The organism is Pseudomonas benzenivorans (assembly GCF_024397895.1).
Lineage (GTDB): Bacteria > Pseudomonadota > Gammaproteobacteria > Pseudomonadales > Pseudomonadaceae > Aquipseudomonas > Aquipseudomonas benzenivorans_A.
Genome location: NZ_CP073346.1, coordinates 539,471 through 554,831 on the forward strand (window position 1 = coordinate 539,471; position 15,361 = coordinate 554,831).

At 56.8% G+C, this 15,361-nt stretch carries 12 protein-coding genes and 3 pseudogenes; 5 read left to right on the forward strand and 10 right to left on the reverse strand.

What is annotated here, in order from left to right; all coding sequences use genetic code 11:
- The first annotated feature begins 68 nt into the window (after positions 1–68).
- Positions 69–983 carry a LysR family transcriptional regulator gene (locus tag KDW96_RS02330; protein ID WP_255838795.1) on the forward strand — a complete coding sequence of 305 codons (915 nt, stop codon included), beginning with the start codon at positions 69–71 and terminating at the stop codon, positions 981–983.
- A gap of 2 nt (positions 984–985) precedes the next feature.
- Here the strand turns inward: KDW96_RS02330 and argE are convergent, their stop codons facing one another.
- Genes argE through KDW96_RS02345 form a run of 3 tightly spaced genes read right to left on the reverse strand, consistent with a single transcriptional unit; the run spans position 986 to position 3,245 of the window.
- Complete coding sequence (gene argE, locus KDW96_RS02335) at positions 986–2,137, reverse strand: acetylornithine deacetylase (protein WP_255838796.1); 1,152 nt, start codon at positions 2,135–2,137, stop codon at positions 986–988.
- Positions 2,138–2,812 carry a DUF1028 domain-containing protein gene (locus tag KDW96_RS02340; RefSeq protein ID WP_255838797.1) on the reverse strand — a complete coding sequence of 225 codons (675 nt, stop codon included), beginning with the start codon at positions 2,810–2,812 and terminating at the stop codon, positions 2,138–2,140.
- A gap of 16 nt (positions 2,813–2,828) precedes the next feature.
- A complete protein-coding gene (locus KDW96_RS02345; protein ID WP_255838798.1) occupies positions 2,829–3,245 on the reverse strand; it encodes a RidA family protein in 417 nt (138 codons plus the stop codon).
- Between the two features lie 191 nt (positions 3,246–3,436).
- Here KDW96_RS02345 and KDW96_RS02350 point away from each other — a divergent pair.
- Positions 3,437–4,302: pseudogene (locus KDW96_RS02350) on the forward strand (IS3 family transposase); the annotation flags it as partial.
- A gap of 62 nt (positions 4,303–4,364) precedes the next feature.
- On the opposite strand, the gene KDW96_RS02355 reads toward KDW96_RS02350, so the two are convergent.
- Positions 4,365–5,657 (reverse strand): flavin-containing monooxygenase, encoded by a 1,293-nt coding sequence (locus KDW96_RS02355; RefSeq protein ID WP_255838799.1) that lies wholly within the window; start codon positions 5,655–5,657, stop codon positions 4,365–4,367.
- A gap of 172 nt (positions 5,658–5,829) precedes the next feature.
- On the opposite strand from KDW96_RS02355, the pseudogene KDW96_RS02360 reads away from it, so the two are divergent.
- Positions 5,830–6,122: pseudogene (locus tag KDW96_RS02360) on the forward strand (transposase); the annotation flags it as partial.
- A gap of 194 nt (positions 6,123–6,316) precedes the next feature.
- Here KDW96_RS02360 and KDW96_RS02365 read toward each other — a convergent pair.
- From KDW96_RS02365 to KDW96_RS02380, 4 genes are all read right to left on the reverse strand, one after another.
- Entirely contained in the window at positions 6,317–7,924 is a 1,608-nt protein-coding gene (locus tag KDW96_RS02365; protein WP_255838800.1) for a BCCT family transporter, read from the reverse strand.
- A 568-nt stretch (positions 7,925–8,492) separates the two neighbouring features.
- Positions 8,493–9,662 (reverse strand): NAD(P)/FAD-dependent oxidoreductase, encoded by a 1,170-nt coding sequence (locus tag KDW96_RS02370; protein ID WP_255840611.1) that lies wholly within the window; start codon positions 9,660–9,662, stop codon positions 8,493–8,495.
- 2 nt (positions 9,663–9,664) lie between these two features.
- Entirely contained in the window at positions 9,665–9,979 is a 315-nt protein-coding gene (locus KDW96_RS02375; RefSeq protein WP_255838801.1) for a 2Fe-2S iron-sulfur cluster-binding protein, read from the reverse strand.
- A gap of 23 nt (positions 9,980–10,002) precedes the next feature.
- Positions 10,003–11,169: an aromatic ring-hydroxylating oxygenase subunit alpha gene (locus KDW96_RS02380; RefSeq protein WP_255838802.1), complete on the reverse strand. Its 1,167-nt coding sequence runs from the start codon at positions 11,167–11,169 to the stop codon at positions 10,003–10,005.
- Between the two features lie 451 nt (positions 11,170–11,620).
- Here KDW96_RS02380 and KDW96_RS02385 point away from each other — a divergent pair.
- Positions 11,621–11,743, forward strand: a pseudogene (locus tag KDW96_RS02385) (IS5/IS1182 family transposase); the annotation flags it as partial.
- A 457-nt stretch (positions 11,744–12,200) separates the two neighbouring features.
- Here the strand turns inward: KDW96_RS02385 and KDW96_RS02390 are convergent.
- Entirely contained in the window at positions 12,201–13,472 is a 1,272-nt protein-coding gene (locus KDW96_RS02390; protein ID WP_255838803.1) for a D-arabinono-1,4-lactone oxidase, read from the reverse strand.
- Between the two features lie 99 nt (positions 13,473–13,571).
- On the reverse strand, positions 13,572–14,084 hold the full coding sequence (locus KDW96_RS02395; RefSeq protein WP_255838804.1) for an SDR family NAD(P)-dependent oxidoreductase: 513 nt from the start codon (positions 14,082–14,084) through the stop codon (positions 13,572–13,574).
- Between the two features lie 424 nt (positions 14,085–14,508).
- Here KDW96_RS02395 and KDW96_RS02400 point away from each other — a divergent pair, with 424 nt between their 5' ends.
- The gene (locus KDW96_RS02400; RefSeq protein ID WP_255838805.1) at positions 14,509–15,273 is read left to right on the forward strand and encodes an SDR family NAD(P)-dependent oxidoreductase; all 765 of its coding nucleotides are present in this window, start codon (positions 14,509–14,511) and stop codon (positions 15,271–15,273) included.
- The last annotated feature ends 88 nt before the right edge of the window (positions 15,274–15,361 follow it).

Here is a 15,361-nt window from a genome sequence, read left to right on the forward strand (position 1 = left end):
GCGCATGCGAGTCATGCGTAGCTTTCCTGCTCTACTTTGGGCACGGAGCAAGTCTGGGAAAAGGTAAAATGGCAGCTTATAACCTGCGACAACTCAAGTATTTCGTCACCACCGTCGAGTGCGGCAGCGTAGCGGAGGCGTCACGCAAGCTATATATCGCGCACCCCTCGGTTTCCACCGCCATCAAGAATCTGGAAGACAGTTTCTCTGTACAGCTGTTCATTCGCCACCACGCTCAAGGTGTCTCGTTGACTCCCAGTGGCGCAAGGTTCTATCGCAAGGCGAAGGAATTGTTGCGGGTGGCTCACGAGTTCGAGCAAAACGCCTTGGCCGACAATGATGTGGTTTCCGGACAGATCGATGTCGGTTGCTTTGAAACCGTCGCGCCGCTTTATCTGCCAAAGCTGATTGCAGGGTTTCGGGATCGCTGGCCTGGGGTAGAAATTCGTATTCGCGACGGCGAGCAGCAGGAGTTGGTGCAGGCGCTGACAGCTGGGAGCATCGATCTGGCGATCCTCTACGAGCACGACCTGGACAGTACCATCGACACCGCTCCCTTGATGGCTCAGCAACAACCCTATGTGCTATTACCCGAGGGGCACCGTTTTGCCCATCAGGCAAAAGTTTCGCTCAACGACCTTGTGCTGGAGCCTATGGTCCTGCTGGATGTGCAACCCAGCCGGACCTACTTTGTCAGCATTTTCGAGGAGCGCGGATTGAGCCCGAATATCCTGTTCAGCTCACCGTCCATCGAAATGGTCAGGGGAATGGTCGGTCGCGGTTTCGGCTTTTCTATCTTGGTGACGCGCCCGTACTCCGATTTCACCTACGACGGTCAGAAGCTGGTGTGCGTGCCGTTGGCAGAACACGTAACGGGCTCAGGGCTTTCGGCAGCCTGGCTGCGTCGTGCGCAGCTGACCAAGCCGGCGCAACTGTTTGTCGATCACTGCCGAGAACTGCTGGCCCCCAAGGCGGAGGCCTGAGTTCAGGCATGGAGCGAGCTTGCGATGCGGTCGAGCATCGCATCGCACGCGTTCAACTGTTCGGCACTGACGAACTCATCAGGCTTGTGCCCCTGCTCCATACTGCCAGGACCGCAGATCACCGTCGGAATGCCGATGGCGTCGAACAGCCCGCCTTCAGTGCCGAAGGCAACCGTTGTGAATTCGCTTGAACCACAAAATTGCGCGATCAGCTGTGCCGCCTGGCTCTGGGAGTCGGTGGCCAGCCCCGGGTAAGTCGATAACTCGGAAAAGCGAATGCTGCTTTGCCCGTTGGCGGCGTGCATCTTCGGCAGAACTTCTTGCTCAGCAAAACGCTCAAGCTGGTCAGTCACCTCGCGCGGATCCTGCGCAGGCAGCGCACGTACTTCAAAATCGAAACGGCAATCCGCCGGGACGATGTTGAGCGCCTTGCCACCGGTGATGACACCCGTCTGCACAGTGCTGAAAGGCGGATCGAAGCGCGGGTCGTGCAGCTCAGGGGCGCGCAACCGCGCGCCGATACGGCCCAGCTCGCCAATCAACTGCGCAGCATATTCGATAGCGTTGACGCCTTGCGGCGCATAGGCCGAATGACACGCCGCGCCCTTAACATCGCAGCGCATGGCCAGTTTGCCCTTGTGGCCGAGCACCGGCTTTAGTTCAGTGGGCTCACCAATGATGCACAACAGGGGCTTGAGCGGCCGCCGCTCCAGCTCGGCAAGCAATGAGCGTACGCCCAGGCAACCGACCTCTTCGTCATACGACAAAGCGATATGCACCGGCATGCGCAGCGGTGCCGCCAACAACTTGGGCACTGCAGCCAGCACGCAGGCGATGTAGCCCTTCATATCAGCCGTGCCGCGACCATAGAGCCTGCCGTCTTTCTCCGTCAGCGCAAAAGGATCAACTGTCCATGCCTGGCCATCCACCGGAACCACATCGGTGTGACCGGACAGCACGATACCTGGAACGTTGTCCGGCCCCAGCGTCGCAAACAAATTCGCTTTGCTACGCTCGGCGTTGAAGATCAGCTCGCAGGGCACGTCCAGTTTGGCCAGATAGTCGCGTACAAACTCGATCAGCTGCAGGTTTGATTCGCGGCTCGTGGTGTCGAACTCGATCAACGAGCCCAACAGTTCTCGGCTTCTGCTCACTTACTCATCCCCTGGTACGCCATAGCTGGGGGCCTTGGTCGGATCAAGGGCGCGGACAATATAGTCCTGCATTTGCGGTCGGTAAGCCGCCCACAGTTGCGCCAGTTGACCGATGGGATCTTCGTCTGCCCAGTCGACACGCAGGTCGACAATCGGCCAGGTCAGCTCGCCAACCACCACCATGGCTGCCGAATGAACCGGCCCTGCCTCGCCACCGGCCGCGACGGCGGCCTGCATCGCCGCGAGCAGGCGGTCGGCCAACTGCCCATCACTGCTTTCAAAGGTATGCACTAGCGTCTCGATCACCGCAGGATCGGCCAGCAGATTGCCTGCCCCTACGCATTGCTCCCCCGCGAGCGCGTTGTGCTTGCCCAGCGTTTCGCTGCCGCTGAAATAGGCGGTGCGGCCCAGGTGATCGACCGCCGTCAGCTGGCGGAACTGGGTGTAGCCGTTGCTGGTCAGCACTTTGTCCAGCGCTTCAGCGGGCGATAATCCACTCTCCATTTCCTTGAGCACCTGAGGGCCAAGCGCCGGCAAGGTGATGTTCTGCGTGGCGACGGCGCCGACCCCAGGACATAACCAGGGGCAACGTGCGCCCACCGCTATGCTGGAAGAACTGATGGCTACGCCCAGTTGCCCGGTTTCGGCGCAACGAGCGACGATTGAAAACGTCATGGTGTGTTCGTCCTTTTTATTCGGGAATGACCGCGATCACGTCGATTTCCATCAGCCATTCCGGCTGCCCCAGCCCTGAAACGACCAGCCCGGTGGAAATCGGAAATACTCCCTTGAGCCATTTACCGACCTCTTGGTAAACCGGTTCCCGGTAACGGGGATCGATCAGGTAAGTGGTGGTCTTTACGATGTGGCTCAGATCGCTGCCGGCCTCTTCGAGCAATTGTTTGACATTTTTCATCGCCTGCTCGGCTTGGGCCCGGGGGTCGCCGAGTCCGACGAGGTTGCCTTCAAAGTCAGTGCCTATCTGGCCGCGGACATACACGGTGTTGCCGGCACGCACGACCTGGCAAAGGTCGTTATCCAGACTTTGATTGGGGTAGGTCTCTTTGGTGTTGAACATACGAATGCGAGTGTGGGTCGGCTGGCTCATCCACGTTTGCTCTTTCAGGTGGGTTGTGACGGCATTCTCTCCATGCGCCACCGCAGGCGAAACGAGGTTTTTTATGGTGTTTAGTAACGTAAATAATGCTTTGTTCGCCGTTAAGCGCGAAACCCTTGCGCGAAACGACACTGAATGGTCCCGGACTTCGTGAAGGCTGCAACTCTTGAGAAGATGAGGCCATGAGAAAGTCCTCCACCTACTCCCCATGAAGTTCGTGAGCGTGCCGTGTGCATGGTTCGGGCGTACGTCAACAACTCCCCCTCGGAATGGGCGGCCATTGCGGCCATTGCGTCCTATATCGGCTGCGCAGCGCAAACCCTGCATTGTGTTGCTGCCGTGTTCGCCGCGATGAACTGCTGATCCTGAAAATCGAGCGCGTGTGGAATACCAACATGCAGCGCCATGGCGCGTTGAGTTTCTGGAAGCGGCTCCGGCGAAAATGCATCAAGACTGCCAGATGCACGATGGAGCGATTGATGTGCCGGGCTGGATTGTAGGGTTTGAAGCGCGGCCAGATCGTGAGGACAACCGTCCCAATCAGCTGTGGATATCAGGCTGCAACTACGTTTCGACCAGGCAGGGATGGCTGTATGTGGCCTTCGTGATTGGCGTGTATGCGCGCCGCATAGTCGGCTGCTCTATCAGTAGCAGCATGAAGAGCGACTTGGTGCTGGACGCTCTGGAGCAAGCCCAGTATGTACGCCAGCCGCATCGCACCGGCAGCCTGATCAATCACAGCGGCCGCGGTAGCCAGTAGGTCTCGCTTCGCTACACCGAGCGACTGGACGAAGCTGGAGTCGCCCCCTAGTTCGGCAGCGGGGCGATAGCAACGACAATGCCTTGGCTGAAACCATCAATGGCTTGTGCAAGGCCGAGTTAATTTACCTTCAATCATGGAAGAGCCGCGAGGCAGTGGAGCTGATTACCCTGCAGTGGATGCACCAGCTACAAGAATGAACGCCTACTGAGCTCGATCGGCCATAACCCGCCTGCTGTGGCTGGGGCAAACTTCCGCCAGCAACAAGCAGGTCAGGCTATAGCAGACAGATTAAAACGGACCGGCCTCCACGAAACTCGGGGCACTTCACAACACGAAGCATGCCTTCATTACGAAGCATCAGGGTAAGTGAGGTATCGGCGCCGGTTATCGATGTAGTCGGCTACGTACTTGGCATCGTGCCAGACGCCCCATATAAATGATGAACCGCGTCGGGATTGCCACGGCAGACCTAGAAAGTAAACACCGGGCTCCGAAGAGACACCGCGCTGATGCAGTGGTTTGCCTTTGGCGTCGAATGTGTCGACTTTCAGCCAGCTGTAATCGGGCGCATAGCCGGTTGCCCAGATGATCGAAGTCACGCCAGCTTTGGCCAGGTCCAGCTCAAGAACGGGCTGGGTCACGCATGCCGGTTCCGGGTAAATGTTGCGGGCTTCAGGATCCAGTGGGAGATCAAGACCATTACGCTCAGCATAGGCGTCTGCTGCGTCCAGCAGCGACAGGTAGTACTCATCTCCGCTTGTCAGGTTATCAGCCAGGTCCGAGTTGAAAGACACCACCCCGTCCTTGAAGGATTTGGTCAACCCCACCAGCGTCACCCCTCGGTGTGCCAGGCCCCGGAAATCAACAGTGTGGCCGCCACGAGCACCGCTCACCGCAATGGTGACGTGTTCTTTGCCAGGCTGCATGGCCACTGCGTCCCACAAGCCGAGCACCCCCAACCACCAGCAGAAGTCGCGATTGCGGTAGGCGCGGGGCGGACGGTCATGCTGGCCCACCGAGAGGTACACCTGCTTGCCGGCACGCTGCAGTTCGTCGGCGATCTGCACTCCCGAAGACCCGGCACCGACCACTAGGACAGCCCCTTCAGGCATTTGTTGAGGATTACGGTACTGCGCCGAGTGAATTTGCGTGAGCGTACCGCCCTCAGGCGCGATTGCCGGAATGATGGGGCGCTGGAAGGGACCCGTTGCCGCCACCACATGAAGGGCCTCAATCATGCCCTCGGAGGTTTCGACCGTGAAACCTGGCCGGCCGACATTGCGTTCGACGCTCTTTACTTCCACGCCAGTGCGAATAGGGGCGTTGATCTTCTTAGCATAGGTTTCAAAGTAATCCGCCACCTGATCCTTGTGCGGAAAACCGTCGGGACTCACACCCTCAAATTTAAGTCCTGGAAATCGATCATGCCAGGCGGGTCCGTTGGCGACTAGCGAATCCCAGCGTCCTGTACGCCAGGCTTCGGCGATACGACTACGCTCCAGAACAAGATGCGGAATGCCGTGATTGCTCAGGTGCTCACTCATGGCCACCCCAGCTTGGCCGGCGCCAACGATAAGGGTATCTATTTCTATCTTTTCAACTGACATGTCTGTTTCCTTCACAGGGGCTGTGAGATGCATTCTGTGCAGATACGCGCAATAGCGAAATTATGATTTTTATCGTCGCTAGGCAGGAAAAAACTAGGCCCGCAGAAGAGCAGGTTGAGGTGGGTACCATTGAGGAACTGCCCGGCCGCCAGCTACGCAGCGGCAGTTGTATTAGCGCCCCTCTTCAAACTTCCAAGCCCCATCTCGAGGCCTGTCTCTGCGCCAGGGCAGCATCGTCGACGCCACGCGGATTAATGCACCCAGCTCGACCAAGAACCTAGACGGCAAGCGCGGTGCAGAAATGCGCCAGCCAAGAAGGGTAATCAGTACTACTTCGTCATGAGGGCGCATATTGACGTTGATGAATAGTCCGGCCTGGTGCACTGCGTGATAGATGTGGCGGCCAACCTGTCGGATGTCGCCCAAGTCGACAAACTGCCGCATGGTTTGAAGAACGTGGTGTGCGCTGATGCCAGCTACGCCAGTGTCGATAAGCGCAGCGCGCTGTACAAAGCCAGCTCATGACCGAGAAGGCTTAATTGCCTAGGCAGGATCAGGACGCCTGTAATACGCAAAAACCCGGGTCGAACCCGGGTTTTTGATTGAGCCGGCCGGCTCTGGCCGACCCAATAGCGCGTTGAACGGTCTATGCCGGTCCTGGCGATGACTTGTTCAGAGCTGTATTAACAAAATTACAGGGCATTTTGCAGGTCAGTTTTCGGCGCCGGCGTTTCAGACGATTCGTACACTTCAACCTCACTGTGCTCCGGGTTCTGAATAAGCGACTTGACCAAGCCGTATATCATCAGAATCAAAACGATAGAGAATGGAAGTGCAGCGGCAATGGATGCAGCCTGCAATGCTTTCAGGCCACCGGCAAGAAGCAGCACTGCAGCCACTGCACCGAGCCCCATACCCCAAATGATCCTAAACTTACGTGGCGGTTCTTTGTCGCCGATAGCAAGCAGCGTGCATATGACCAGCGTACCCGAGTCTGCCGAAGTGACAAACCAAGTAACGATCAGCAATGTTGCCAATGCTGCCACGAGCCAAGCCAGCCATCCACTGGTCATTTTTTCAATGGTTACATACAGCGCAGTGGTCAAGTTGTTATTGACAGCATCAACAATCCCGCCGGCACCGTAGAGCTCCATGTGCAGTGCAGTGCCACCAAAAAGCGCAAGCCAGATAAAGCTTACAAGACTCGGTATAACTATGACGCCTACCAAGAATTCGCGGACGGTGCGACCACGCGAGATTCGCGCGATAAACATACCGACAAAGGGAGTCCAGGCGATGTACCAGCCCCAGTAGAAGACGGTCCACCACCCCTGCCATTGCCCTTCAGGATTTGGATCAACCCAGAAGCTGATGGGCACCATATTCCAGATATAATCTCCAAAACTGGTGGAGAGCAGGCCCAACAGGAAAGTCGTGGGACCGGCAATCAGGAAGAATGCCAAGATTACGGTGGTGATCTTTACGTTCCATTCACTGAGAATACGAATGCCCTTGGCAACGCCGGAAACCGCAGACGTCGTTGCCAAAACTGAAATGGCAATAATCAATATAATCTGGTTGGTTGTGGATATCTCCATCCCAAACAGATAGTTAAGCCCAGCATTCATTTGAGATACACCCAGCCCCAGCGAGGTGGCCACCCCGAATACTGTGGCAAAGATACCCAATATATCTACCGCATGACCGATCGGCCCATAGATTCTCTCGCCGAGGATCGGGTACAGAGCCGAGCGAATAGTGAGGGGCAAACCTTTACGGTATGCAAAATATGCCATGGCCAGGCCAGCAACAGCATAGATTGCCCAGCCGTGGAAGCCCCAGTGAAAAAATGAAATTCTCATGGCAACCTGAGCGGCCTCCACGGAGTTTGGTGCAATACCGGCCATTTCAATAAAGGGGTTTCCTTGGAAATGGTACATGGGCTCGGCAATACTCCAAAACAGCATCGCAATGCCCATGCCAGCACCGAAAAGCATAGCAAACCAAGCAAAGTAGCTGAATTCAGCCTTTTCGTTGTCGGCGCCAAGCCGTATGTCCCCTCTTTTGCCTGTGGCTAACCATATGCAAAGAAAAAACATGACGCCTATCAAACCTACATAGAGCCAATCAAAGGTGGATTGGATGGCGTCTTTAATGCCTCCATATAACGAGCCCGCATACTCCGGGTCGTAAATGGTGAAGATCAAAAAGGCTAACACTACGAGCTTGGACAAGATTGCCATCGAGGGGTTCGAGCCTGATAAAAAACCTTGTCTCGCTATATTGCACTTATTATTCATCTGAGCGGTTCCTATGACGCTGGGCAATTAGAACGATTCGCTGGCTGCTTCTGCTAACAAAGCTAAATTTATTTGTCTCTCATGATTTACGCCCCCCAGGCAAACTGTGAAAGCCCCGTTTTTTTTGCACACGCCTGCCTGAAGCCCGCATGGTTAATGGGGCGCGCTTTTCCAAACCTGATTTCTTCAGACCATCCTTATCGTCAATACGGCTATTCGACTAGTTCGGCGACTTTACAATCGCCTCACGCAGCCAAGCTGACGACTCAAGTCCATCGAGCTTTGCAGTCACCAGCAAACTATGAAACGCTGCCGTACGACGTCTGCCCTTTTCAGAACTGCTAAACAACCAGTTCTTCCTACCAGCAACGAGCGCTTAGAAACCCTCGATATACGGCACGAACAGTTGCGTTTCCAGTCCCTGCTCTCAAATACGTAACAGCAGCCGGTATCTATGCCTGAGGGACATTCAAGCGCTCAGGTGCGAGTGTCATACTCGCGGGTTCGACAGTCGCTATGGAATAGCCGATGCGGTTGAGCATATGTTTCATACACTGGTTCAACCTATTCACTTCGATGTCGACATTCTCGCGTCCAAGATACGTCGCACAGTCATATAAGTGACCGGATCATTGATTGCATCGACGGCAATCAGCGTCTCGCCTGCGTAATACCAGATGGATTGTGCGCCGACCCTGGTCCCGGCCTTGACTTCTGTACGGTCGAAACCACTGTTGATTCCTGCGATCTGAAGCTTTGCATCGAATTGATCCGACCAGAACCAGGGTGTTTTCCTGGGGGGCGCGATCTGTCCCAGCAACGAATGAGCGACCGCGTCGCCTTGCTCGATTGCATTCTGAACCGACTCAATCCTGGCGGTCACCGCCTCGCCTAACAGGGTCGCGCAATCGCCCGCCGCAAAAATGAGCGGGTCGCTGGTTTGGCCGTTCTCATTGACGAGAACACCGTTTCGGGTCTCGAGACCGCACTCAAGAGCCAGTCGATCATTGGCGATGGCACCGATGCCGACGACGACAAAATCGGCATCTATCTGTTCGCCGTTTGAAAGCGAGGCTCGCCTTGCTCCCTCGGTGTCGCAGATCGCAAGAACGCCAACATTTTCGCGGATCTCGACGCCGTGGCTGCGGTGAAGCTCGCGGAAATAGTCTGCAGTTTCGGAGGCTGCAACCCGACCGAGAATGCGTTCGGCGGCTTCGACCAGCACGACCTGCAGACCGGCCTTCGCAGCGGACGCAGCAAACTCCAGACCGACATAACCGCCGCCAACCACAAGAAGCCGGCGACCGGGAAGAAGCTCACCCTTAAGCATTTCGGCATCCGCTATACCGCGCAGGGTGTAGATGCGGCTGGCGTTACGCGTCAACGACTCGGGAAGAACGCGCGGACGCGAGCCTGTCGCCAATACGAGCTTGTCGTAGGGGAGCTGTTCTCCATCTTCCAATATGACCAGGCGTTCGCGCCTGTCGATGCGGCTGACCGGACTTGCGGTCTTCAGGCCAATTGCCTGGGCGTCATACCAATCACGCGGTTTGAGTGCGAGGCGCTCCACCGAGAGTTCGCCGGTGAGAAACGCCTTCGATAAAGGCGGCCGCTGATAGGGTAGATAGGGCTCGTCGCCGATGAGGTTGATGCTGCATCCTGACGACAGCGTACGCAGCCGAGCGGCACACGACACGGCGGCCTGCCCCGCGCCGACAATGACAATTCTATCCTCCATGCTCACGCCCCCACATGGAGGACGATACCGTCCAACTGCTCGGTTACCCGGATCTGGCAGCTCAGTCGACTGCGATCGGTCCTGCCGCCCTCCACCACCTCTAGCATCTCACTTTCCATATCAGTCGGGCCCGCCACAATGTCGTGCCAAGCCTCATCGACCACTACATGGCAAGTGGCGCAGGAAAGTGCGCCACCACAATCGCCAAAAATGCCTGCGACATTCAGGTTAACGGCGGCCTCCATCAAGCTGACGCCGTTCTCGATATCTGCGGATACCGTTTTTCCGTCAGAGGATTTCCACGTTACACGGGGCATGAATAGTTACTCCTCGGATAAGGTCAGACCATGAGCCTTTGGATGTCGGCGCTGGTCGTCGTGGGGTTCGCGATGCTGCGCGAAAGGTAGCGATAGAAGTCCCAGATCGTGCCTTCGTAATCTCGAGGCGCCAGATGTCCGGAGGGTGCGTGTCGCGATGACAGCGCGCGCTGCATACGCTCAAGCTTCTGCCGGTCCTCGCGGTTGACCTCGTTCCACAAGGCGATCCTTACCTCTAGCTCGTCACCAGTAAGCTCGTTCGAGTAGGTCGACATCGTCCACCGGACCATGATCTTGTCGACGGCGATAGGCTGAATGGACAGAGAGACCAGCAGCGTGGCCGCCTGACTTGCGATCTGAGTCGGGAATAGACAGAACAACGTCGATCGCTTCCGCTCCTCGTCTGACAGTCCTGGCGCTCCGACCCCTCTCGATTCGGCGGTTTCGGGATAGTTAGCGCAATAACTCGTAAAGGAGTCGTCGGTCATCGCCTTTCGGCTCAGGCCGGTCGGTGTATAGGGATGCAGTGTCTCCGGGTGTACGACCGAAAGATGGTAGGCCTCCATGAAGTTCTCGACGAGGCACTTCCAGTTCGTATTCCAGATCTCTTCCTGGGTGTGGACGATGCGCATTTCCCCGGTACCGTAGCTGTCGAGAAGTGCTTCCAGACCCTGCAACCGACTACTCAGCGGGGCGGCGTCGTCATCCAGATTGACGTAGATGAAGCCATTCCAGAGTTCGCTTCGAAAGACCGGCAGGCTGCAATTGTCTGCGCTGATGCCTTTGTCCTGCATTCGCGGCGCGTTGGACAAACGTCCGTCACGCCCATAGCTCCATGCGTGGTAGGAACAGACCAACCGCCGGGCCGAACCCCGCCCTTCTGCAAGAGGCATTCCCCGGTGCCGACACACATTGGACAGTACCCGGAGCTCGCCATCGTCGCCCCTAATAACCAGCAGCGGCTCGTCAAAGAGTACGGCCGTGAAATAGTCTCCCGGGGACGCGACTTCGTCCGCCCGGCCGAGGCAATGCCATTCCTTTTTGAGGAAGGCTTCGACCTCGAACTGATAGAACTCCGGGCAGGTATAGAACTGCCCGGGAAGACACCGGGCTTCGTTCTCGGGGAGCGCCGCTATCTCGTGCAGCCGCGCTGCCATGTCCGCAACCACTTTGCTTTGCTTGTCTTCCATCGTTTTCACCCGGCAGCTATTGGGAAAGCGCGTTCAAGCCCAGCGATACACTGGACACGATCGTATGTGATGTTGTTTTCGGCGACGTCAACGATGAAGCGCGCTCCAGATAGACCAAGGCCCGAGCGAAGACATCACCAAGCCCCCGCTCCAGAAATCCTAGGCTCGTATAGGTAACAGACGCAGACGCCAGAGGGTGCCCATGTGGTCGCGAGGCAGCGCCCAGCAGCTCCGATACGAATGCATCTTCTGTCATGTGATGTCCTCGGGACTCATGTGCTTTTCGTTGACGACCCAAACCTTAATTGGGAACTAACGAAAGTAAAAGCTTGAAAAATATGTCAACTAGGAAGGAAAAATATGGCTTGTTTCACGCTAAGACAACTGCGCTATTTTAGGGCGCGGCGCCCATAATTGAGGCAGCGCTCAAGCGGTAATCACCGCACTTTCAGTACTCGCCAGAAGTAGAGGTCCGGCCAAGAACACCACGCAAATGGTGACGCTGTTTACGCTGCCGAATTTGTGGATAGCGCGTCGACATTTGCTGACGAGCGCAGGAGAGGTGCGTCTGTAATCCGGCAAAATGCTGCCGTGAGACGCTCGCGACGACCAGAAGTGGATAAATGAGCGGGCTACCTGGTCGATCTCGACCGACTGCCCGCTTTCAAAATCGGTCGCGACGTGTGTCGGCCAGAGACACGGGACTACTTCAGACCGTTCTTGGCGACCATATACTGTGGACTCCACCCTTGTCCTCTCTCATCACAGATGGCAAGCCATGGGCACCTGTCCAATTTGGCGGTTCGCTGCAGTATCAAGCTCTGGACCTACCAGACTTTGCATCTACGGCGACTCTCAGTGCCCTGCTGAGTCGAGAGGTACTCCTGCCAAACGCAACAACCCGGGAACCCCGGGTTGTTGGATGAATCCGCCGACTGCGACTTGGCTGAATTGGTGCTGACTTGGTACGAGTACCCCTAGGAGGCCAGTATGGCCTCCTAGGCCCGCGGATCTTGGTGGGCCCGAGCTCTCTACTTGAAGAGCGGACTGAGGTGATCGTTCAGATAGAAACCCTGAGGATCGAGTTTCCGACGCAGGTTGCGGAAGTCATTCGCGCGAGGGTAGATGGAGGTGACATCTTCTCCGGTCAGAAAATGCATCTTGCCCCAGTGAGGTCTTGCCCCATAAGAACGCAGGATTTTATCGACACTCCGCAAGTAGTCCCAGTAGTCGGTTCCTGGTTCTCCGGAGACGGAAATCGTGACGCTATCTTGCTCGAAGAAGGGGCTCATCCATGCTCCATCGCCCGCGGTGAAGCGATACTCTATTGGGTATATCGCTTCTGGGAAGTCCTCCAGCATGAGTTTGCGCACGGCTCTGAGCGCTTCCTTAGCATGTGCAACAGGCACCGCATATTCGAGTTCGTGGAAGTTCGGAACGTACTCGATCGGATAGGCGTCCGAGCTATAGGCCACCTTCTCGAACTCGCTCTCGAAAATAGGACGGTCGGTTATGTCCATAACCTTCACTTCGCACACATCAGTCGTACGGCCGCTCTTGGAGGTCGCTGAGGTATCGGGCAGGCAGTAGCAATGCCGACTCTGCTCATACGGACACCAGAAGAAGCTGAAGTGGCGATGTTTTTTCGCCATTTCGTCATGTTTTTCCATGACGCTTTCGAAGTCTTCCCGCCAGATGCGTTCGTGAAGATTGAAGCTATCCATCACTTGAAGCGTTATTTCGGAGATTGCGCCAAGAACGCCGAGCGAAACGCGCCCAGCATGGAGCAGGTCCGGCGTGCTTTCGTCGACGACTATGATCTCGCCATTCGGCTGAACGAGCCTCATGCCCACGATTGACGACGCCATATTGCCGAGCGTGAGGCCCGTGCCATGCGTTCCTGTCGTCAACGCACCTGCGAGAGCCTGACTGTCGATGTCGCCCTGGTTGATCATCGACAGGCCTTCGGCCTTGAGGACTCGAACGAGTTGATTGATCGTCGTCCCCGCGGCAGCAGTGACTCGCCGCTTAGCATGATCGATGTGGCGTACACCCTGCATGTTGGCTAGCGTCAGGTGCAGGCCGCTGGTGAGTGCAACAGGAGTAAATGAGTGACCGGAGCCTGCGACCCGCACGTTCAGTCCTTTGCCGGTTGCATCACTGATCAAACTGCAGAGCTCATCCTCACTCGACGGAGCACCACGAGCTGCGCGGATACAAGACTGGTTGCCGACCCAGTTACGCCAATGTGCGTGCTCAAGCCCGAACTCGTTGATGTGCATGTTGTGCGATGAAGTGCTCATTATTGTTCTCCCACTTTTTTGTACTTGGATTGCGATCTAGCCGTTGCCGGAAATTGGATGTGTTTTGCTCAGGAAATTCGCGTCGTCACTGACACGATACTAAGTCGCGCAGGCAGGCATATGGCCGGCGCCCTTACTGGTACTGTGCAGAAGCGCCATCGCGGTTTCAGCGACGGCTGATAGGGTGGAGGTGCTGGCAATGCTTGCGCCACCACTGCCCATCAGTGCGGGTTGGACGGCCCTGGTGACCGATAACATACTGTTGGCGTTCACGGCCAGGACCCGCCCCCATTCCACCCCCGTTGCATCGAGGAGCGGGACGGCGGAAAAGCTACCAGTAGGCTTTACCGATACCGTGGTCGAGCCCAATGCGGCCTCCACGTAGTGCCCCGTCACTGCGGCTTTGCTCGTCTCAGACAAGTGTAAAGGCGCACAGACCACTTCACGGCCTGCTGCACACGAATGCACGGCGACATGGTCGCCTTTGCTGCCGCGCAGGCCAGCGATACCGACGTGGCGCCCGTGCGCCGCGGAAAGTTCGGCGGCGGCTAGCCCATAGCCGCCTGCACCGCCGGTGATTGGCGCCACCTTACCGTTGAAGCGTCTACCCATGTGCTGTCTCCAAATCACGAAAATTGCTCGTGTGACATTTGCTAGATCAGGACGATTGCTTTGCGTCTTTCGAATTCATTGGGGACAGAATGAAGGCGCCCTAAAACAACCACCATATGTCGATGGGTATAGAGCTTGGACATTGATTCAAGAGAAACCCTGCTGATATGGCGGGTCCGCGCGAGTCGCCCGAACATCGTCGCAAATCTCTCTGCGCCTACAGGCGCCTGACGACCAACAGCAGCGAACTCGGTTGTGATCCATCATCGGACCCCGGCGCAGGCCATCTCGCATCCCACTCTTAGTATTAATTTCATTAAAAACAGTTGGTTATCTATTCATATACCCAGAGGTATATAGACAGTGCTTCAGCCCGTCCCTAGCGTGAAAACGGTCGAATATACCAACAGCACTGGAGACAATCATGGGACGACTGAACAACAAGGTGGCTCTGATCACTGGCGGTGCAGGCGGCTGCGGGCTGGCCGTTTCCGAGCTCTTTGCACGCGAAGGCGCCAAGGTCGCCATCCTCGACCTGCCCCGCAGCGACGGTGCGGCGGTAGCCGAGCGGATTAACGCGGCGGGAGGCAGCGCCTTCTTCGTACCTGCAGATGTCTCGGTAGCCGAACAGGTGAACCGCGCGGTAACCCAGGTTGAAGAGCGCTTCGGCCCCATCACGGTGCTTATGAACCACGCCGGCACCATTCACGCAGCGCCCTTCCTCGACACCAGCGAGAATGACTGGGAGCGCTTGATGAATATCAACGTCAAAAGCATGTTCCTGGTGACCAAGGCCGTGCTGCCGAAGATGATTGAGGCCGGCGGTGGCAGTATCATCTGCACGTCGTCCATCTCCGGGGTGGTCGGCACACCCATGGAGGTCCTGTATTGCACCACCAAAGGTGCCTGCCACATGTTTGCCCGCGCCATCTCCGTCGAGTTCCGCGACCGCAACATCCGTAGCAATGCCATCTGCCCGGGCTTTATCGGCACCGCCCACGGCCGACGTGAGCTTGACCTCTTGCGCGAGTTTGGCGCGGAAGTCACCGATGAGGCACTACGCGCTATGCAGGGCCGCCTCTGCGACCCAAGTGAAGTGGCCGCCGCCGCGCTGTTCCTGGCCAGTGATGACGCCAGCTTCGTCAACGGCACGCATCTGTTCGTCGACAACGCCTACACCGCAGCCTGACCCCTGACCCCTGACCCCTGAGGACTCAACACCCAAGTAATAGGTATTCAACCTACCTACGTTCTGCCACCTAACAAGAAACTTACAA